The following is a 20,599-nucleotide window of genomic DNA, read 5'->3' on the forward strand; positions in this document are numbered from 1 at the left end:
TCTGTGCTTTCACGAACCAAGATTAGGGAACAATTAGAAACTAAAGGCACGTATTCACGCTGGGTGTTGATCGCGGCTTTGGCTGGCATGTTCGCCACTAGCTTTCCGGTCACCATCCTCTCGGTTTCTCTTTCCGATATCGCCAAAGAGTTCAACACCAGCACCTCAACACTCACCTGGGTCATTTCCGGTCCCATGTTGTTGTCGGCCCTGACCCTGCCAATCTTGGGAAAACTTGGTGACCTCTACGGACATCGCCGGGTATTCCTAACGGGCTTCACCTTGGCAACCGTGGTGTCGGTGTTGACGGCACTGTCATGGGATCCGCTTAGCCTCATCGGTTTTCGGTCGCTTTCACAAATGATCGGTGGGGCTACTCAACCCACTTCAATGGCGATTGTGATGCTCGTTTTTGCTCCACATGAACGAGTGAAAGCCCTTGGCTATTGGACCTTCGTTTCGGCCGGTGCGCCCGCCATCGGCCTAGCGGTAGGTGGTCCATTAATCGACCTTTTTGGATGGCGACTAATCTTCGTGATTCAGGCCGTTCTAGCTGCCGGGGCGTTAGCTTTCGCCACCCTTATTCTGCCCGAAAGCAACCCCACCAAGGTTAAGTTCGACCTACCCGGTGCGCTTAGCTTGAGCGTAGTGGTGGGGGCCTTGATGCTGATCATTACCGAAGGTCCAGGCTGGGGGTTCGGCCACATATTGCTTTGGGCGTCGATAATCGCGTTTCCGGTTGCCACCTGGATTTTCATTTGGGTTGAACGACGGGCTTCGGCCCCGCTCATCCCCCTCGGTTTCCTAAAAGACCGTGACTTCACTTTCAACTTGTTGGTGAGCATGTTTATGGGTGCCGTCTATATGGGTGGCTTTGTTTTGTCACCGGTGGCTTTGCGCGACGGTTTCGGGCTTTCAGCCACTACAACCGCCACCGTTATGTTGTTGCGCACCGGTTTCTATTCCGTGTCATCACCCCTAGGCGGCCAGCTCGGGGCGCGACTTGGAAACCGACGCACCATAATCTGGGGAAATATTTCACTTGCGGTTTCGATGGCCGTGTTCATCGCAGGAACCCACTACAACATGTTGCTGGTCTTTTGTTTCGCCCTCATGGCACAAGGGATTGGAAACGGGATTGCACGACCGCCTGCCACTGCAGCCCTGGCTAACACCGTGCCCGAAAGTGATTTGGGCCTAGCGGCCGCCCTACAGCGCATGACCCAGCAAATTGGTAACTCATTCGGTATTGCGGTGATGAGTGCCTTCTATAACAACGCTGGTACCACGGGCTCGTTTACCCCGCCTTTTGTGGCCGGTGTGGTTATGGCATTAATTGCTATTGCAACCTCGCTTCCGCTTCGTCACGACGCTCCCAATACGCTGCGAGCAGAGCGGTTGTCGAAACATCGTGAGGCTCGGACTGCTCATTAGCCTCAAGTTCAGTTGCGATAGTGCCAGCTAGGGCTTTACCAAGCTCAACGCCCCACTGATCAAACGGATTGATCTGCCAGATAGTGGCTTGGGTCAACACCTTATGTTCATAAATCGAGATCAACGAACCGAGGGTTCGAGGGTCGAGCCGGTTAAGCAACAAGGTGGTAGTGGGTCGGTTGCCAGCGAACGTCTTGTGTGGCACGAGTTCGGGTGTAACTCCGCTCGAAGCCACTTCTTCGCTACTACGCCCGATAGCCAGAGCTTCAGTTTGGGCAAATAGGTTGGCCAAGAGCAACCGGTGGTGATGCATTAACCGATGGTTGGGGTTGACCACTCCAATGAAGTCGGCGGGCACTAAGGGAGTCCCCTGATGCAGTAACTGGTAGAAAGCATGTTGACCGTTGGTCCCTGGTTCACCCCAAACCACGGGCGCCGACGACCAGCCCAATGCTTTGCCATCAGTGGTCACCGACTTGCCGTTGCTTTCCATTTCAAGCTGCTGCAAATAAGCCGGAAAACGCCGTAGCTCGTCGGCGTAGGGCAGCACAACATGGGTAGTCGCCCCAAAGAAATTTATGTACCAAACGCCGATTAAGCCCATCAGCACCGGCAAGTTTCGACTAAAAGGAGCGCTAGCTACATGTTCGTCGATTAAACGAAATCCTTCTAGAAATTCACGAAAATGGTCTGGACCAATAGCCAGCATGAGCGACAGCCCGATCGCCGAATCTACTGAGTAACGGCCTCCCACCCAATCCCAAAAGCCGAACATATTAGCCACGTCAATTCCAAAGGCCGTTACCTCAGCAGCATTGGTAGAAACGGCCACAAAATGCTTGGCCACAACCTCGTCATCAACCAGGTCGCAACCGGCTTGGCGCGCTCCTTCTAGCAGCCATTGCCGTGCACTCTTGGCGTTAGTCAGTGTTTCTTGGGTGGTGAACGTTTTCGACGCCACCACAAAAAGCGTAGAGGCGGGGTCTAGGTCACGTAACGCCCACTGCATGGCCGCCCCATCAACATTAGAAACAAAACGGTGGGTCACCTGATCATCAGCGTATGAGCGTAACGCTTCGGTAGCCATGGCCGGGCCCAGATCGGAACCGCCAATTCCGATATTCACTACGGCTTTAATCGTCTCGCCACTGAACCCACGCCACTCGCCGTCACGAACTGAACGCGCGAAACTTTCCATGGCGTTAAGCACAGCATGAACATCGGGTACCACGTTGTGGCCATCCACCTCAATTACGGCATCAGCCGGTGCTCGAAGGGCCACATGACATGCAGCACGACCTTCCGTGGTGTTGACTGGGGCCCCGCTGAACGTGGCATCGATACGTTCCCGCAGACCGGCCTCTCGGGCCAATTCAACTAAGAAAGTAACCGTCTCCGCTGTAATTCGATGCTTCGACAAGTCGGCGTAAATTCCTGGTAGTTCCATAGACAGAACCGACAGGCGCGCTGGCTCAGTTAGAAGTTCCCGTAAGTGCCGATCTTTGGTGCGTTGGTAATGATCAGCCAACGCCGCCCAGGCCGGGGTTAGGTTTATTGCTTGGCGCATTCTTAAAGCCTATTGCGCCTTGTCTGTTCTAAGGTTCAATGCATGGATCTAGGTATTGCGAATCGTCGTGCCGCGGTGGCTGCCAGTTCGGCCGGGTTAGGTTACGGGGCCGCCGCGGCGCTAATTGAAGCCGGGGTATCAGTGGCAATTTGTGGCCGCGACAAGGCCAAGGTGGAAGCCGCCGCCACCAAGCTTGGTCCGCTAGCTACCCCGCTTGTGGCCGACGTTTCCACCTCAGATGGGGCCCGTGGTTTCATCGGCGATGCGGTAGCTGCGTTGGGTGGCATCGACATATTGGTGGCCAATGCCGGTGGTCCCCCACCAGGAAACTTCGCCACCACACCGTTTGATTCCTATCAAAAAGCCCTAGAACTCAACCTGCTCTCGACCGTGGCTATGTGCACCGAAGCCATACCGCACATGACCGAAGCTGGCTGGGGGCGAATCATTGCTATCACATCGTCAACGGTTCGCGAACCATCCACTAATCTGATTCTTTCGAACACTGCCCGTGCTGGGGCCACCGCCTTTTTGAAGAGCCTGTCCTTCGAAGTGGCACCGTTGGGGGTTACTGTTAATACTGTGCAACCCGGACTTCACGCTACTGATCGAATGATCGAGCTTGGCGTTGATCCGAATGCCAAACCGGCTGGTATCCCAGTTGGTTTTATTGGTGATCCCGCCGATTTTGGCGCTGTTTGCGCCTTCCTGGCGTCGGAGCAGGCCCGATTCATAACTGGTGTTTCAATCCCCGTTGATGGGGGAACCTACCGAGGACTTCAATAACATGCGTCACTGCATCATGCTCACCTTCAAGCCCGAAGCCACACCCGAGGCGCTAAACAACCTGGCCGAAGCGTTACGGGCCCTACCAGCCCAGATCTCTGAGATCCGTTCCTATGAGGTCGGTCTTGATTTGGGTTACAACGATGCCAACTATCAGCTCGGCATAATTGCGTCTTTCGAGAACCGGGAAGATTGGCAAACCTACCTCGACCACCCAGCCCACCAAGCGGTGGTGCGCGACCACATCGCCCCTATCGTGACGGCACGCGCCGCTATTCAATTCTAAATCGATGTTCTTGTTGCCGCGGTTGGTTTGTTAGATGTCCACCTCACCAAGCGCGACCACACCACGACACCTCTCACCCTCATCTGCCAGCCTCTTCGAGCAGTGTCCGAAACGATGGTATTTCCGATACGTTGAGCGCCTGCCTGAGCCACCGTCAGAAGCGGCGTTGGTCGGTACCTTTGCCCACCGGGTGCTAGAACTGCTCTTGGCACGGCCACCCGCCGAACGTACACAAGAAGCTGCCCGAACCATTGCTCGTGAAGTCTGGCCAGAAACAGCACACAACAGCGAGTTTCGCGCTCTTGGGTTAAGCGCCGACGATGAGCGTGCTTTCCGCTGGAAAGGTTGGATTGCCGTCGCTGGTTTGTGGCACCTCGAAGACCCAAGCGAAGTCGAAGTCATTGACACAGAACGCCGTATACGCACCGACATTGGCGGAGTCCCATTCTTGGGCGTGATTGATCGTGTTGAGGCCAGCCGTGACGGCACCGTGATCACCGACTACAAATCGGGTTCACCACCCCTCGAGCGTTACCAAGATGACAAATTAGCCCAAGTGTTGTTGTATTCAGCAGCCATTACCGCCGCTGATGGCATTGTGCCCTCCAAAGCGCGTTTGGCTTACCTAGGTTCCACAGTGATCGAAACTGAGGTAACCGAAGATCGTGTTGCCAAGGTCGTTGAAGCTCTGAGGTCCACCTGGAACCAGCTCCTTGTGGCCAGCACGAATCACAGCTTTGAAGCCCGACCAGGGCCCTTGTGCGGATGGTGCCCGCATGTTGCTCACTGTGAAGAAGGCGCCGCCGAAGTTAAAGCTAGGTGGCAAAGTGGGCGAATCCGCTCGGACGCGCCGGCACTCGTTATCCTCAACCTGTAAGGGTTGTTTCAAGGAAACTGATGTACGAACTAATTGCTCACAACCGGCGGATGAGCTGGGTACTGATAATCGCCTCATTTGTGCTGCTGTGGCTGGTGGCGGCCTCGGTGAGCGCCTACACCGGCGGCGGTCGTATTGGTCTAGCCCTTGGTGTGCTGGTCGCTGGGGTCATGACCTTTGTGGCTTATTGGAAATCTGATTCGGTGGCTTTAGCTGCGACTCGAGCCCAACCGGCATCGGTCGACGACTTTCCTCAGCTCCATAACATTGTTGAGGCACTCTCAATTTCGGCTGGTATACCCAAACCGCGGGTCTATGTGGTTAACGACCCAGCACCCAACGCTTTTGCTACGGGCCGAGACCCCGACCATGCTGCCATTGCCGTCACTACGGGCTTAATGCAGATTATGAACCGCACCGAGCTTGAAGGCGTAATAGCACACGAACTTTCACACGTTCGTAACTACGACATTCGGGTCAGCACTATCGCAGTTGCGACCGCTGGCGCAATCGCTCTGATTTGTGACATTTTCATACGTTTCACCTGGTGGGGCGGCGGACGTCGACGCGACAATAACTCCGGCTCAAATCCTCTGCTGCTGATCCTGTCAATATTGGTGATCTTATTGGCACCCTTAGCTGCCGGATTAATAAAAGCCGCTGTTAGCCGTAAACGCGAGGCCTTAGCCGATGCCAGCGCCGTTGAAATTACCCGCTATCCAACTGGCCTGCGCCAAGCGTTAGAAAAATTAGCGGGAAACAAAGCAGTTGTGGCACACGCTTCAACCGCTACGGCACATCTTTGGATCGAATCACCCCTTGAGCGAGGTCGTGGCAAGGGCTCCAAGTTGAACTCTCTATTTGACACCCACCCGCCGTTAGAAGAACGAATCAACACGCTTCGGGAACTTGAAGGGCTCGATAAATGGGACGGCACCACTCCAGATACACGCGGTGGTAGTGGCTTTGCGGCGTCATCCACGTTTGGGGTCCCGGGCCAGCAGACGGCCTCAACCCAATCGACCAGCACCTCACCAGCCACCAATGGGCCCCAGCCTGGCTGGTACGACGACCCCTCAGGGCGGGTGGGCGTGCTTCGGTTCTGGGATGGATCACGTTGGACCAACGAAATTCGCAGAGCCTAAGCCATGCTAGCGAAACCGGCGGTATCCCTCGTTTGGCTCATACCGCCCCACCAAGGCTGAACCGTCATGCCAGAGCTTCCCGAGGTTGAAACCATTGTACGCCAGCTGGCACCCGTCGTGGCCGGTCAAACAATTACCCAGGCTGGGTCACACCCTTCGGCAAAATTTTCGTCGGCTGCAGACGCCATCGACACTCAGATTCATAAAGTGTTTCGCCGGGGTAAATATATTCTTTTCACGCTAAGTAACCAGCACGAGCTCATCGTGCATCTAGGTATGACCGGCAAACTACAGCTAGTCCGAGCCCCAGACGCCAATGATGCCTATATTCGGGCCTGGTGGCAGCTTTCGAACGGGAAGCGGCTCGAGTTGCACGATGTGCGTCGATTTGGCCGTGTTGCGGTGGTTCGAGCTGGGGAATATGCCACCCTTCCCACCTTGGCGGCGCTCGGACCCGAACCGCTAGATTCCAGTTTCAATGCTGAGATGTTTTGGAAAGCCAGCCGGGCAAGCCGACGGGCCATTAAGACCCAGCTTCTTAGCCAAAGACTGCTGGCCGGGATAGGAAATATCTACGCTGATGAAGCCCTATGGCGTGCCGAAATACATCCCGCCGCTCGTCAGCTCACCAAATCTCAAGCTGAAACATTGCGCCAAGAATTAGCGGTCGTCATTGAAAACGCCATCAAACACGGCGGTACAACGCTGCGTGACTATCGAAGCCTTGATGGCAGCACAGGAGAAAACCAGCATCATCTGGAGTGCTACGGCCGTCATGGTGAAGCCTGCCTGCGCTGTGGCGAACCATTGGCGCGCATGGTGATCGACGGCCGGGGCACTACGTTTTGTAAAAGCTGTCAGAAACGCTGACACCGATTAATTAACCGGGCTGTCTCAACCAGGCCAGGGGCCTTGAGGTCCATCGGACATGACATCAGACAGTGACTTCTGACATTTGCTGATTCAGGCTATTGCGACCAATGGGCGCTCACGCCCACGCTTCAGACAGCGGAACATAGGGCCGACTCAAAGCTTCAGCCACAGCCGGGTTGGTCACCACACCAGCATGAATATTTATTCCAGCTGCCAAAGCAGGGTTCGAGCTGGCCTTGTCGCCTAAGCGGCCCAATTCCACCAAATACGGAAGAGTGGCGTTGGTCAAGGCCCGCGTTGACGTGTTCGGCACGGCACCGGGAATATTACCGACGGCGTAATGGGTGACCCCATGCATCTCATAAACCGGATCTTGATGGGTGGTTTCATGCGAAGTTTCAATGCAGCCACCCTGGTCGATGGCAATGTCGACCACTACCGAGCCTGGTTTCATTTGCTTAACCATGTCTTCGGTCACCACCGTGGGCGCACGACCTCCTGGTACCAAGACTGCGCCAATCACCAAGTCGGCTTCCGCCACGGCCCGCTCCACCGCGCCTCGGTTCGAAGCCAAGGTGATCACTCGACCGTGATTGATGTTGTCAAGGAAACGAAGGCGTTCCAAGTTCTTGTCTAGTAGATGAACTTCGGCCTGCACACCCGCCGCGATTGAGGCCGCGTTCCACCCCACATTGCCAGCACCAAGCACCACTACTCGGGCTGGTTGAACCCCAGGTACGCCACCTAAAAGCACACCGCGTCCACCATTGTGACGCTCCAGGTAGGTAGCACCTAGTTGAATCGAGATACGCCCGGCGATCTCACTCATGGGGGCCAACAGCGGCAAACTCTTGTCGGCTAATTGTACGGTTTCATAGGCTACGGCCGTAACGCCGCGTTCTAACAGTGCGTCGGCCACCCCGGGATATGCGGCCAGATGCAGATAGGCAAAAAGGGTCTGACCTTCACGCATCAGCTCGAATTCTTCACCCTGTGGCTCTTTAACTTTGCACACAACATCGGAGCGTTCCCAGACCTGTGCAGCGTCGACCACCGTGGCACCTGCCGAGCGGAACTCATCGTCACTAAAGCTGGAGCCTGCCCCTGCGCCTGCCTCAATGAGAACTTCAATTCCTGCCGCTCGTAGCTCAACCACCCCGTCAGGGTTTACCGCTACGCGATGCTCGTCGATCTTTCGTTCTTTGGGAATTCCAATTATGGGCATTCCAAAAGTCAAGAGGAATGCGCGCCAATGCGCAAGAACAGAACCCAACTACCTCGCCTAGCAGCAGGTTTTATAGTCTTGGAAGTGGCTATTGGCTAGAAGGCGGTAGTCCCTCCGGTGCCACTCTTGGGGCCTCTCGCATGCGTTTCGCGGCAGCTTCGCGTTGGTTGGCTTCGCGCTGTGGCACCTGGGCCGTGGGGCCTGAGCTTGGTTCAGCCGCGGTACCAACTCCGACAATTGGTGCCGGGGTTTGTAGGGCGACCAAGTCGAATGGCCCCATGATAAAGCTGCGCACGTTGTCACGGTCTAAAACGTTGATTTGGCCATCGGGCAACGTGTTCACAGCATGAACACGAAACCAACCCGCTTGAGCATTCGCATCACGCGCCACCACGTCACCCACGGTCACATCGCGGGCCCTGATGAGAACGATCTCTACCTGCCATCTAGGCATTTTCATAGGCCTCTAAGGGAGGACATTCACACATCAAGTTACGGTCGCCATAGGCCCCATCGATACGACTCACCGGTGACCAGTACTTGGTCGACTCGTCAACACCTGGGGGGAATGCGCCCACCTGTCGTTCGTAGCGGCGGGTCCAGTTCTCAACCATCAAAGCCCCAGCGGTGTGAGGAGCGAACACCAGCGGATTGTCGTCGCTGGTGTATTGGCCATCTTCAATCGCCTGGATTTCAGCGCGGATCGCGATCATGGCATCGCAGAAGCGGTCGAGTTCTGCCAGATTTTCACTCTCGGTGGGTTCAATCATTAACGTGCCCGCTACTGGGAACGACATCGTAGGGGCATGAAAGCCGTAGTCGATCAGCCGCTTAGCAATGTCTTCTACGCTCACACCTGCGCTTTCACGCAATGGTCGCGTATCGATGATGCATTCGTGTGCCACATAACCATTGGCGCCGGAATAGAGAACGGGGAAATGAGGTGCCAAACGTTTGGCGATGTAGTTGGCCGACAAAATGGCGATTTTGGTGGCCTCGGTCAAACCTTCTGCACCCATCATGCGAATGTACATCCACGAAATGGGCAGCACACCGGCCGAACCGTAATGCGCCGATGAAACTGCTCCGATACCTTTACCAGGCAAGAATTCGGCTAAATGGGCTTTAACTCCAATTGGGCCCACGCCCGGTCCGCCGCCGCCGTGGGGGATAGCGAAGGTTTTGTGCAGGTTGAAATGGGAAACATCAGCACCAAAATCACCTGGCCTTGCCAAACCTACCAGTGCGTTCAGGTTGGCACCGTCTAAATATACCTGACCGCCGTGTTGGTGGATCAGCTCGCAAACCTCAACTACGGTCGGTTCGTACACCCCATGGGTAGAGGGATAGGTAATCATGAGCGCGGCCAGCTTCGAAGCGTGCTTTTGGGCCTTGGCACGAAGATCGACAAGGTCGATGTTGCCGTCGTCGTCGCAGGCCACCACCACAACCTTCATGCCTGCCAGTACAGCGCTAGCAGCATTGGTACCGTGAGCCGACGAGGGAATCAAGCAGACTTCTCGTTCGAAGTCACCTCGGCTTTGGTGAAAGGCGCGTATCGCTAGCAGCCCCGCGAACTCACCTTGGGAACCAGCATTGGGTTGCAAGGAAACAGCATCGTAACCAGAAATTTCGGCGATCCAGTTTTCCAGATCACCGATTAACTCTAGGTAACCCTGTACTTGATCGAGCGGGGCGAAGGGATGAATGTTGGCAAATTCTGGCCACGTTATACCCACCATTTCAGCGGTGGCGTTCAGTTTCATGGTGCAAGAGCCAAGCGGAATCATGGTGCGGTCAAGGGCTAGGTCTTTGTCGGCCAGAGTCCTTAAGTAACGCAGCATGGCTGTTTCTGAACGGTAGCGGTGGAAAGTGGGGTGGCTAAGATACTCGCTGCTGCGTGCGAGGTGCACTGGAATTTTGCTCTCGGCCCAATTCCCAATGGTTTCACGAGGAGCGGGTGTCGCTTGGGTCGCCTCAGCAACGGCTGCCACAAGACGTTCAAGAACTTCTTTGGTCGTGGTCTCATCTAAGGTCACTGACACCCGATCAGCGTCAATTTCTCTCAGGTTCAAACCATGTTGCCGTGCCGTGTCGTGCAGCACCTCGGCCTGTTTGGGAACGTTCAATACCAGCGTGTCAAAAACTTCTTGGTGTTCAACGGCGATACCCATCTGGGCCAAACTTGTGGCCAAGCCAGCCGTTAGTCCACTCACCCGTTCGGCTATGGAACGCAGACCTTCTGGGCCGTGATAAACCGCATAGAAACCAGCTATCACCGCCAAAAGTACTTGAGCGGTGCAAATATTTGAGGTGGCTTTTTCGCGGCGAATGTGTTGTTCACGGGTCTGAAGCGTCAAGCGATAGGCGTTGCGGCCTTCAGTATCAACCGAGACCCCCACCAATCGGCCAGGCAAAGCCCGTACGAAACGCTCGTGTGTAGCCATGAAGGCAGCATGCGGTCCGCCAAAACCCATGCCAACTCCGAAACGTTGCGATGAGCCAACCACGATATCGGCACCTTGTTCGCCAGGGCTTACCATGACACAACATGCCAAGAGGTCGGTGGCAACAGCGACTAAACCCGAGGCGGCGTGCACTGATTTGATGATGGGTTCGAGGTCGCGGACACGCCCGTCGGTGGCTGGATTTTGTATAAACACACCGAAGACTTCGCTCGGATCGAGCTCGGTTTCCACATCACCAACGACCAATGGGATTCCCAGAGGCTCGGCTCGAGTACGGATTACCTCAATCGTTTGCGGATGTGCTGCTTCATCCACGAAATAGGCGCTGGCTTTATGACGACCCACTCGGGCGATCATGGCCATGGCTTCAGCGGCGGCAGTGCCTTCATCTAATAGCGAAGCGTTCGCCACGTCCATACCGGTCAGGTCACTAACCATGGTCTGGAAATTCAACAACGCTTCGAGGCGTCCTTGAGAAATCTCGGCCTGATATGGCGTGTAGCTGGTGTACCAAGCCGGGCTTTCCAAGACGTTACGTTTAATGACCCCGGGCAGTTCGGTATTCACGTAGCCCTGACCAATTAACGACGTCATCACTTGGTTCCGCCCAGCGATGCGAGCTAATTCGGCCATAGCCTCAACTTCGCTCAGCGCACCAGGTGTCCCAAGAGGTGCTTTTGCTCGGATCGACTCGGGCAGAGCGGCCTCGACTAAGGCCTCAAGAGACTCCACACCCACCGTCGCCAGTAGTTGAGCGGTTTCCCTTTCATCAGGTCCAACATGGCGCCTAATGAATTCGGCCACTGTGTTTATCTCCGTTTTTGTTTATTGGGTAAGAATGGTAGGCGTACGATTTGAACCTGCACAGGTTTACCTCGTACGTCGGCCACCAGGGTATCGCCCCTGGTGATTGGGCTTCCATCGGCATAGGTTTGTGCCACGAGGGCCATAGCAATTGGTCCGCCGACTGTTGCGCCGTAGCCGCCCGAGGTGACATAGCCCACCTCTTCACCGTCGGGACTGGTGAGCTTGGCGCCATCACGCACCATCTTGCGCCCCTGCACCATAAGACCAATGCGCTGGCGAGGAGCCCCATTGGCGAGCTGGTCGAGGATTACCCCATCTCCAAGGAAGCCACCCCCTTGGCGTCGTCGCGGTGGGATAGCCCAGGTGAGACCGGCTTCAATGGGGCTGATAGATTCAGTTAGTTCATTGCCATAAAGGCACAATCCGGCTTCAATCCGAAGCGAACCTCGGGCCGCCAAACCAGCCGGTTCTACCGTGTCTTGCAACAAAATTCGGCGGGCCAGATACACCGACCGTGGTGCCGGTGCCCAAATTTCGAAACCATCTTCCCCGGTGTACCCGCTACGACTAACGATGCAGGAAATACCGGCGACCGTGGTTTCGACCAGTTCCATAAACAGCAGTTCGGAGAGGCGGACTTCCGGCCCGATAAGCGGGGCCAAGCTACTTTCAGCTGCCGGGCCTTGCAGGGCCAAGAGTGCCATGTCGTTGCGTTCCACCAATTCCAGCGATGGTGGAAGTTGGTTCCGTAAATGCGCTAAATCAGCTTCGTAGCGACTGGCGTTCACGATTAAGACGAAGTGGTCGCCGCGGTTGCCAACCATTAGGTCGTCGATTGTTCCGCCCGCTTCATTGGTTAAAAACGTGTAGCGCAACTTATCGACGGGCAAATCGATCAGATCGGCTGGCATTAAGCGTTCAAGTTCCGTGGCGATGACACTCATGTCGTCGCCGTGCACTTCGATCAGACCCATGTGGCTCACGTCAAAAAGTGAGGCCGCAACCCTGGTTTGATGGTGTTCTGCTATTTCGCCGTAACCGTAGCTAAGGGGTAGTTCCCAACCTGCAAAGGATTCGAACCGACCACCTAACTCGACTTCTAGTGGGTATAAAGGAGATCGGCGCAGATTATCGGTCACAGCAAATAAACTAGCCGCCGGTAGTGGACCAGTGCCACGGTTCGCTAGGCAGATTCTTGAAGCCAAAGCGTGCCGCATTAGCACTTAGCCACTGGAAGCAAGCAGTAGATCGGCTGGAGCAGTTGTTGAAGTCAATAGCCAGGCCTTGTTCGTGCATGGAGCGGCCTGGAATGGCGGTCGGGACTCGGCAACTTGAAGGTGAAGCGGTCCACACGTCAGGGCATCCATTTACTCTACGCAGGTGAATTTGCACACTGTTGTCACGATAGCCAGCACCGGTAAGGGTGATTCCGTCGGCTGCGGCGGCTTGGAGCATGGCCGCCACCTGCGCCTGGATCGAAGCGTTGACCACGATGCCACCTACACGCACTACGCTCACTGAAGGCGCATTAGGCATGGGTTGTTGGCCTTGGCGTGCGTTTGCTTCGGCAATTTGGCGCTGAAGCTCTTCTCGACGCTTACGTTCTTCTTCTTGGCGTTGACGCTCCCGGCGGTCCAGCTCATTGGTGATGCTATTAGCACTAGCTTCCAAGCTTCGGTCTTGTGATTGCAGCTGATCAAGCAACGCTTGGGCTTGTGCTGCGAGACTGGCCTGAACATCACGAGCCGCTTCGAGGTCAACCAAGATTTCTTCGATATCTTGACGAGCCTTTAGAGCTCGCTCTTCCGCTTCACGTGCTTCTTGGGCGTAGCGTGTGGTGTCTTCTTGCGCAATACGGAATCGATCTAGGACATCGGCGCGATCAGCGACCCGCATTTCCAAGAGTGCCTGCCGCTCCGGAGCGTTGCCAATATCGCCGTCGAGAACCACTTTCAGTGAGTCTTGCTGCGGCGGGCTTACATAGGCACTAACTGCTATGGCGGCCAAAGCTTCTTTAAGTGATTCCACTTCAGCCGCGGTTTCTGCGGCATTGGCGTCGGCTTCAGCCTTGTCAGCCTCGGCCTGCTCCACGTCTCTTTGGGCGTCTTCGAGGCGGGTTTGCTGGGCACGTACTTCGGCTTCGGCGGCCTGCAAAGCCGCGGTTATTTCTTCTAAGGAAGCATGCTGAACATCAATCTTGCCAGCCAGCACAGCCTGTTCAGAACGGATGCGATCTCTTTCAGCCCGAAGGTCCTGGTCGGACTGTTCGGCCGCTGCGGCCACATTCGACAAAGCCAGGGCACCTGCTATGAATAACCCGACGATGCGTGTGCGCCGTTTCCAGTTCTGCATGCCCCTCCTGAGAGAATGGCCTAGCGGATTCGTTACGAAACTGTAACAAAGCTTTGGCGCAAATGATACTCGGTGTCAAGTAGCAAGTCCGACGGGACAGCTAACACCGGTACCGGCGATGCCGCAATAACCAAAAGGATTCTTGTGCAGATACTGCTGGTGGAACGCTTCGGCGTAATAAAACGGTCCGGCGTTATCGATCTCAGTTGTAATGGTGCTGTAACCCGCCCGGCTCAGTTCCTCGTTGTAGGCAGCCTTGGTAGCTAGGGCAATCTGGCGTTGATTCTCGTTGGTGTAATAAAGAGCCGAACGATATTGCGTACCTACATCGTTACCTTGACGCATGCCTTGGGTTGGGTCGTGGTTCTCCCAAAACACTTTGGTTAAATCGTGGTAGGTAATCACTTTGGGATCAAAGACCACCAAGACCACCTCGGTGTGGCCAGTTTGGCCCGAGCAAGTCTCTTCATAAGTAGGGTTCGGCGTATAGCCACCGCTGTAGCCCACGGCTGTGGTTATCACTCCGTCTAATTGCCAAAACAGTCGCTCGGCACCCCAGAAGCATCCCATCCCAAAAATGGCTCGCTCGCTACCTTGGGGGAAGGGGCCCAGCAGCGAGGTGCCCAGAACACTGTGGCGTTCTGGCACTGGCATAGCTTCGCTACGCCCGCTCAAAGCTTCATGACGACCTGGCAGTGCAAGTCTGACACGTCCAAACATGTTCAACCCTCCCAAGCGGCGCACTGCATCGAACATGCAGATCTGCGACTATTAAAGTGTGGTTAATAACACGATACGAGTTTTAGTAGTCGATGACGACCGTGCCATTCGCGATTCACTAGCACGGGCTCTAAGAATCGAAGGCTGGCAGGTATCAGTGGCCTCAGATGGCGCCGAAGCGTTGACCATGGTGGCCGAAAGCAACCCTGATGTAATTGTGCTTGACGTTATGATGCCCGAGCTAGATGGTTTGGCGGTGTGCCAACAACTTCGTGGGGACGGAAATGAAGTTGCCATCTTAATGTTGACGGCCAGGGTGGAGACTGCCGATCGGGTGGCCGGCCTCGACGCCGGGGCCGACGACTATTTGGTGAAACCCTTCGAACTTGATGAGCTTCTAGCGAGAATCCGCGCCCTATTGCGTCGAACCCGGACTGACATGGCCAGCGCTACTCCTGATACCACCTTAGAAATAGAAGATTTGCGCCTTGACCCGGCAACCCGGCGCGTTTGGCGAGGCGACACCGAGATTGAACTTACCCGCACCGAGTTCAATTTGTTGGAACTTCTCATGCGCAACCAGGGCGTTGTGCTTGACCATTCCACTATTTACGATCGGATTTGGGGCTACGATTTTGGTCCTGATTCCAAGAACTTGGCGGTTTACATTAGCTATTTACGACGCAAAATAGACACCGATAATCTGGCACCGCTCATTCACACCATCAGAGGCTTTGGCTATACCCTTCGAGCCGCATGACGCTTCGTCTAAAACTAATTTTTGCGCTTAGCGCACTGGCGACTTTAACTGCCGCCAGCATCGGCGCGACTGCTTACCAGTTCATGTCCGCTCGCCTCGACGAAGAGATCAACCAATCGCTGGAACAAGCCGTGGCGAACGCCGCTGTGGTGGTTGATGCCCTAAACACCAACCCCGAAGCCCTAACTGGGGTCACCCCGGTCCTTGATATTCGAGAGCAACTGCGTTCCGACGAAGACCTCAGAGTAACGCTATTTGAAGGACGCAGCGGACTTGCGGTCAGCACGTCGATCGATCCGATGCCAGTAACTGAGCGCGACTGGAGCCTGGCACAGGTGGGGAATCGTGCCGGGCCTTGGTGGCGAGAGGTCACCGTAGAAGGTGAGCATTTCAAGATCGTAACCACACCCTTTGAAGGCGGTTACGCCGTTCAAGCCGCTCGTCGTCTTGATGAGAAGAATCGGGTTTTGGGTTCAATTAAGAACCGCACCTTGGTTTCGGTGGGTCTAGCCACTGCATTTTCCGCTCTCGGCGGATGGCTAATTGCCAACAGAGCCACACGCAGGCTTTCGGGCTTAACCAGCACCGCTACCCAGGTGGCCGTCACCGGTCGCCTCGATGTTCCACTACCAGCCGAAGGCACCGACGAGGTCGGCCAGTTAGGTGCAGCCTTTCGAGCCATGCTCTTGGCGCTACAGGAATCGCGCGAAGCTCAAACCCGTTTGGTGCAAGACGCTGGGCATGAACTTCGTACCCCTCTTACAAGTCTTCGAACCAACATTTCACTGCTGAAGCGGCTTGATGATCTGGATGACGAAACCCGGTACCAGATACTTGCTGACTTGGAATCAGAGGCTAGGGAACTTTCAACGTTGGTCAATGAAATTGTGGAATTAGCCACCGCTTCGCGCCAGGACGAAACCGAGAACCTAATAACTCTTGACAAATTGGTGGAACAAGTGGCCGATCGGGCCGCGCGTCGAACCAACCGCCAGATCACGGTGAAACACGGTTCCCAGTCTCCCATCATGGGTCGAAGCGGTGCTATTGAAAGAGCGGTTTCAAACCTGATTGATAATGCCACCAAATTCTCACCACCCGAGAGCGAAGTTGAAGTAACGACCGGGGGCACCACCGTGACGGTCTGTGACCGTGGCATTGGCATCAGCGAGAAGGATCTGCCATATGTGTTTAACCGTTTTCACCGCGCTACCGAGGCAAGAAGCCGTCCGGGTTCTGGTTTAGGCCTAGCTATTGTGCAGGCTGTAGCGCTTGAACACGGTGGTTCAGTTCAAGTGACCCAACGCGAAGGTGGTGGCACCTGCGTGTCAATTACCTTTCCGGCTATTGACACCCAAGCGCCACCACCATTCACCACACCACCATTAATTGGTTGAGGCTAGGTGTTATCCACCTTTCACAAGTGAAAAATCGAGCTTGGTGCCAGCGTCTTCAACTAGCTGCGGCACGACCGAGCCAAGCTCGGCTGGATCCCAACGCGCACCCTTGTCTTCTTGAGGGCCGCGTTGCCAGTTGAGCGCCACACCAACTCGACCACCACCAACCAAGAACACTTGGCCGGTAATGTCTTTCGATTCCGGGCTAGCCAACCACGCGATTAGCGGCGCGATGTTGGCTGGCGAATGCTCATCCCAATCGCCAACGACGGGTTGCGACATGCGTCCACCCAAGTTTTCGGTCATCCGGGTACGAGCGCCCGGAGCAATAGCGTTGACCGTAATGCCGTAGCGGTTAAGTTCTTTGGCCGCAATGATCGACATGCTGGCGATACCAGATTTGGCAGCACCGTAGTTACCTTGGCCAGGGTTGGCGAAAATACCCGACGTTGAGGAGGTGTTAATTACCCGTGCGTCAACCGGCTCACCCGCTTTGGCCTTTTCACGCCAATAAGTGGCCGCCCAGCGAAGCGGGGCGAAAGTGCCCTTGAGGTGCACGTCGATCACGGCATCCCATTCGGCTTCGGTCATGTTGAAGAGCATGCGGTCACGCAAAATTCCGGCGTTATTGACCAAAACGTCGAGAGTTCCAAACGTTTCGATGGCGGTGTTAATTATGCGTTGGGCACCTTCCCAATCAGAGACCGAGTCGGTGTTGGCAACGGCTTCACCACCCATCTCTTTAATTTCATTAACAACCTGCTGGGCCGGGCCCACGTCACTACCAGTACCGTCGGCAGCCCCACCTAAGTCGTTAACCACTACCTTGGCACCTTGACGTGCCAGTTCTAATGCGTGCTCACGACCAATGCCTCTACCGGCACCGGTCACAATCGCAACGCGTCCGTCACAAATCCCAGCCATATTTATGCTCCTCCTTGGGCAGCTTGCATTGCAGCGCGATATTCATCACGCAACAGCCTCTTGTAAAGCTTCCCGTTGTCGTGACGGGGAAGCTCTTCTCGAAATTCCACCCGACGTGGGCATTTGAAGTGTGCCAAGCGCTCACGAGCATACGCGATTAGCTCAGCGGCCAGCTCAGGGGTGGGTTCAACACCCGGTTGTGGTTCCACCACGGCTGTTACTTCTTCGCCCCATTCCTCGTTAGGAATACCAATTACGGCTACGTCGCCAACGGCGGGATGGGTGAGCAATTCGGCCTCAACCTCAGCCGGATACACGTTTACACCACCTGAAATAATGAGGTTGGCGCTGCGGTCGGTAAGGAACAGGTAGCCGTCTTGGTCGAGGTAGCCCACATCGCCCAGGGTGTAGTGCGTACCCCGGTAGCTGCCGTTGGTTTTGTCGGAATCTTTGTAGTACTCAAAACGCCCAACCTCGGGGGCTTTCAAATACACGGTGCCGATTTCACCCTTAGGAAGGTCGTGGCCCTCGTCATCAAGGATGCGAATGTGATCTTCGGTGGGCGGCTTACCTACCGTGCCGGGTTTGGTCAGCCACTCTTCCGAATCAACGGTGGTACCGGCTCCTTCGGTAGCGGCGTAATACTCGTGAACGATGGGGCCCACCCACTCGATTAGGGCCTTCTTCACCGTGACTGGACAGGGAGCTGCACCGTGGTTGATGTATTGCAAAGACGAAATATCGTGCGCCTCGCGAACTTCGGCTGGCAGTGAAAGCAGCCGATGGAACATGGTGGGCACCATATGGGTGTGCGTAATTTTGTGTTGTTCGATCAGCTTCAGCGTTTCGGCGGCATCCCAACCATCCATCATCACTACACCAGCACCGCAGTTAAGGGGGGCGCTCAACGAGAAAGCGAGTGGTGCTGCGTGATACAAAGGGCCGGTACAGAGGTTGACGCTTTCACCCGGCTTGTAATTAGCAGCTGAATTCATAGTGGCAGCCGCTTGCAGTCGTGCCGCTTCGGGGGATCGGGGACGTGCCACGCCCTTGGGTCGGCCGGTAGTACCCGAGGTGTAGAGCATTTGGCTACCAACGGTTGGCTCGTCAATGTCGCTTGGGTCTTGCCCAGCGATGACCGAATCGAAGGTTTCGAATCCTTCAATATCGCCGCCCACTGAGATCAATATGGTAGCGCCGGGCGCATATTTGGTAGCGCCTTTGGCAGCCTCGGCGAAACGAGCGTCGGCCACAAAAACCTTGGCTTCGCAGTCGTTTAGAATGTATCCGGCCTCTTCGCCGGTTAGGTGCCAGTTGATGGTGGTGAATCGCACGCCAATTCGAAGGGCGGTGTATACCGATTCTGGAAATTCTGGCCGGTTGGCCATCATGATCGCCAATGAGTCGCCAGCTTCAACGCCACGCGACCGAAGGGCGCGAGCTAACCGGTTGCAGTTGGCGTTAAGCTCTTCAAACGTTCGATCGCCGTGCTCGCTGATGATAGCTGGCACATCGGGCTGACGCTCGGCCCAATACGCCAGTGTCATTCCATTACCGGCTGCGTCGAGAAACGCTTCGTCAGTCATTTACCTACCTCTGTTGATACTTCTAGAAACCGTCGGTAGGGCAAGTGCCTCGACACCATCAACCCTTGTGGCCAATCTTGGACACACCCAGAGCTGTTGAGTGCTTCACAATTCCCCCTGCACCCAGCTGTGACGCTAGGCACGAAAATTAGTTTAGGTCTTTAATCAAATTTTCGCTAAGACAGAACGCAAGGAAAGCTGGCTGAAACATAATCCAGAGCTAGAAAATATGTGGAAAACGCCTATTTAGAAGGGCTTTTAGCTGGTCATTCCGCCAAGGCCGACTAAACCTCGTGCCAGTTCGACCTCACCCATATGACGCATGCCGTGTTGGTAGTGCCAACATTCCACGGCGTCTAGAACAGTCAAACCATCAGGGCCAGCCACACGAGCACTAAACGTGTTTTCAACCATGGGGCCAAATGGCCGAGGAACTATCAGCTTACGCAAATCGTCTAAAGTTTGTTCCTCTAGCCAGGCTTCAGTGCGGTCGAAAACCGCTCGTTGATATTCTTTGAACGCCTCGTAGTCACCAACCCGCTGGTGAATCATTTCCTCAACCATACGTTCTTTACCGTGATCGTTGATGGCCATTTTCACCCGCGCCTGCCACTCGTCGTTCCACACGGGCGAAACACCGGCCAAGACGGCAAAGGTGACATCTTGCATGTTGGTGTAATGGAAAAGAGAGAACGCGATCGGCAAGACGCCTTCACGTTCAAAATGGTTGACATGGCTCAAGTCCATTGTGGCCACCGCGTCGTACCAAAGGGTATGCATGGCGGCCATGCGTCGACGCAGCGAGTCGACCAGCAACTCACCGTCGCTAAGTTGATTAGGGGCAGTCTCTTTTTCGACGGTCAAGTTGGTCTCCAAGATTCAATTGAGTTTGAACCAACACCAGGGCGGAGCTGGGCTAACACTCTGTCTAGTTAGTAAACATTATTCATAGACGTGACATCGGTCAATGAGTAGGGTTGCTCTATGCGTGCAAGCGAACGACGACAGCTCCGGATAAAACGACCGGCCGATGACGTGTGGAAGCTAGTTGGTGACCCCGAGCTCATACACACTTGGTTTCCAGGCATCGTTTCCGCTCGCGTGGAAGGTGACACTCGCACCATTGTTACGGCCACCAACCAGGAATTACCCGAGCGAATCATCACCAACGACGCCGTTCAGCGGCGCTTCCAATACAGCATCACTTCGCCGCTGTTCAAAGAGCACCTAGGCACCATCGATGTCATCGACTTAGAAGACTCCACATCTTTAGTGGTGTATTCCACCGATGCCGATCCGGCCACCATGGCTTTAACCATTGCTGGTGGTACCGCCGAAGCACTCGAAGAGTTGCGCCGACAACTAGAAAACTAGTTGGGGAAAGAGGAATTC

Annotated in this window: 19 protein-coding genes; 9 read left to right on the top strand and 10 right to left on the bottom strand. The window is 55.2% G+C overall.

The features are described 5' to 3' along the window. The first annotated feature begins 3 nt into the window (after positions 1-3). Complete coding sequence (locus WC184_04170) at positions 4-1,434, top strand: MFS transporter (protein MFA7477073.1); 1,431 nt, start codon at positions 4-6, stop codon at positions 1,432-1,434. On the opposite strand, the gene pgi is transcribed toward WC184_04170, so the two are convergent. After that, the gene (gene pgi / locus WC184_04175; protein ID MFA7477074.1) at positions 1,340-3,001 is read right to left on the bottom strand and encodes a glucose-6-phosphate isomerase; all 1,662 of its coding nucleotides are present in this window, start codon (positions 2,999-3,001) and stop codon (positions 1,340-1,342) included. The genes WC184_04170 and pgi overlap by 95 nt on opposite strands. Before the next feature lie 42 nt (positions 3,002-3,043). Between pgi and WC184_04180 the strand changes: the two genes are divergently transcribed. From WC184_04180 to mutM, 5 genes are all read left to right on the top strand, one after another. Then, positions 3,044-3,787 carry an SDR family oxidoreductase gene (locus WC184_04180; GenBank protein ID MFA7477075.1) on the top strand — a complete coding sequence of 248 codons (744 nt, stop codon included), beginning with the start codon at positions 3,044-3,046 and terminating at the stop codon, positions 3,785-3,787. Beyond that, on the top strand, positions 3,759-4,073 hold the full coding sequence (locus tag WC184_04185) for a Dabb family protein (GenBank protein MFA7477076.1): 315 nt from the start codon (positions 3,759-3,761) through the stop codon (positions 4,071-4,073). The genes WC184_04180 and WC184_04185 overlap by 29 nt, the downstream gene beginning before the upstream one ends. A gap of 34 nt (positions 4,074-4,107) precedes the next feature. After that, positions 4,108-4,950 carry a PD-(D/E)XK nuclease family protein gene (locus WC184_04190; GenBank protein ID MFA7477077.1) on the top strand — a complete coding sequence of 281 codons (843 nt, stop codon included), beginning with the start codon at positions 4,108-4,110 and terminating at the stop codon, positions 4,948-4,950. A 20-nt stretch (positions 4,951-4,970) separates the two neighbouring features. Next, on the top strand, positions 4,971-6,095 hold the full coding sequence (locus tag WC184_04195; GenBank protein MFA7477078.1) for a M48 family metalloprotease: 1,125 nt from the start codon (positions 4,971-4,973) through the stop codon (positions 6,093-6,095). Positions 6,096-6,161: 66 nt separating this feature from the next. Next, positions 6,162-6,965 (top strand): bifunctional DNA-formamidopyrimidine glycosylase/DNA-(apurinic or apyrimidinic site) lyase, encoded by an 804-nt coding sequence (gene mutM / locus WC184_04200; protein MFA7477079.1) that lies wholly within the window; start codon positions 6,162-6,164, stop codon positions 6,963-6,965. Positions 6,966-7,083: 118 nt separating this feature from the next. On the opposite strand, the gene ald is transcribed toward mutM, so the two are convergent. The 6 genes from ald to msrA all read right to left on the bottom strand — a co-directional run bounded on the left by ald (position 7,084) and on the right by msrA (position 14,546). Then, on the bottom strand, positions 7,084-8,193 hold the full coding sequence (gene ald / locus WC184_04205; GenBank protein MFA7477080.1) for an alanine dehydrogenase: 1,110 nt from the start codon (positions 8,191-8,193) through the stop codon (positions 7,084-7,086). Positions 8,194-8,281: 88 nt separating this feature from the next. Beyond that, the gene (locus WC184_04210) at positions 8,282-8,653 is read right to left on the bottom strand and encodes a hypothetical protein (GenBank protein ID MFA7477081.1); all 372 of its coding nucleotides are present in this window, start codon (positions 8,651-8,653) and stop codon (positions 8,282-8,284) included. Beyond that, positions 8,640-11,465 (bottom strand): aminomethyl-transferring glycine dehydrogenase, encoded by a 2,826-nt coding sequence (gcvP, locus tag WC184_04215; GenBank protein ID MFA7477082.1) that lies wholly within the window; start codon positions 11,463-11,465, stop codon positions 8,640-8,642. Before gcvP ends, WC184_04210 begins: the two co-directional genes overlap by 14 nt. A gap of 5 nt (positions 11,466-11,470) precedes the next feature. Further along, entirely contained in the window at positions 11,471-12,607 is a 1,137-nt protein-coding gene (gene gcvT / locus WC184_04220; protein MFA7477083.1) for a glycine cleavage system aminomethyltransferase GcvT, read from the bottom strand. Positions 12,608-12,617: 10 nt separating this feature from the next. After that, positions 12,618-13,820, bottom strand: a complete 1,203-nt coding sequence (locus WC184_04225; GenBank protein MFA7477084.1) for a D-alanyl-D-alanine carboxypeptidase family protein — start codon at positions 13,818-13,820, stop codon at positions 12,618-12,620. Between the two features lie 75 nt (positions 13,821-13,895). Then, positions 13,896-14,546, bottom strand: a complete 651-nt coding sequence (msrA, locus tag WC184_04230) for a peptide-methionine (S)-S-oxide reductase MsrA (GenBank protein MFA7477085.1) — start codon at positions 14,544-14,546, stop codon at positions 13,896-13,898. Positions 14,547-14,598: 52 nt separating this feature from the next. Here msrA and WC184_04235 point away from each other — a divergent pair, with 52 nt between their 5' ends. After that, positions 14,599-15,300: a response regulator transcription factor gene (locus tag WC184_04235; GenBank protein ID MFA7477086.1), complete on the top strand. Its 702-nt coding sequence runs from the start codon at positions 14,599-14,601 to the stop codon at positions 15,298-15,300. Further along, positions 15,297-16,697 carry a HAMP domain-containing sensor histidine kinase gene (locus WC184_04240; GenBank protein ID MFA7477087.1) on the top strand — a complete coding sequence of 467 codons (1,401 nt, stop codon included), beginning with the start codon at positions 15,297-15,299 and terminating at the stop codon, positions 16,695-16,697. The genes WC184_04235 and WC184_04240 overlap by 4 nt, the downstream gene beginning before the upstream one ends. Positions 16,698-16,706: 9 nt before the next feature. Here the strand turns inward: WC184_04240 and WC184_04245 are convergent, their stop codons facing one another. The 3 genes from WC184_04245 to WC184_04255 form a co-directional block, all read right to left on the bottom strand. Continuing rightward, positions 16,707-17,621, bottom strand: a complete 915-nt coding sequence (locus WC184_04245) for an SDR family oxidoreductase (GenBank protein ID MFA7477088.1) — start codon at positions 17,619-17,621, stop codon at positions 16,707-16,709. Positions 17,622-17,623: 2 nt separating this feature from the next. Then, a complete protein-coding gene (locus WC184_04250) occupies positions 17,624-19,207 on the bottom strand; it encodes an AMP-binding protein (protein MFA7477089.1) in 1,584 nt (527 codons plus the stop codon). Positions 19,208-19,465: 258 nt separating this feature from the next. Then, entirely contained in the window at positions 19,466-20,071 is a 606-nt protein-coding gene (locus WC184_04255) for a hypothetical protein (protein MFA7477090.1), read from the bottom strand. 120 nt (positions 20,072-20,191) lie between these two features. Here WC184_04255 and WC184_04260 point away from each other — a divergent pair, with 120 nt between their 5' ends. Further along, positions 20,192-20,581 (top strand): SRPBCC family protein, encoded by a 390-nt coding sequence (locus WC184_04260; GenBank protein MFA7477091.1) that lies wholly within the window; start codon positions 20,192-20,194, stop codon positions 20,579-20,581. The last annotated feature ends 18 nt before the right edge of the window (positions 20,582-20,599 follow it).

The organism is Acidimicrobiia bacterium (assembly GCA_041676705.1).
GTDB lineage: Bacteria > Actinomycetota > Acidimicrobiia > Acidimicrobiales > SKKL01 > Actinomarinicola.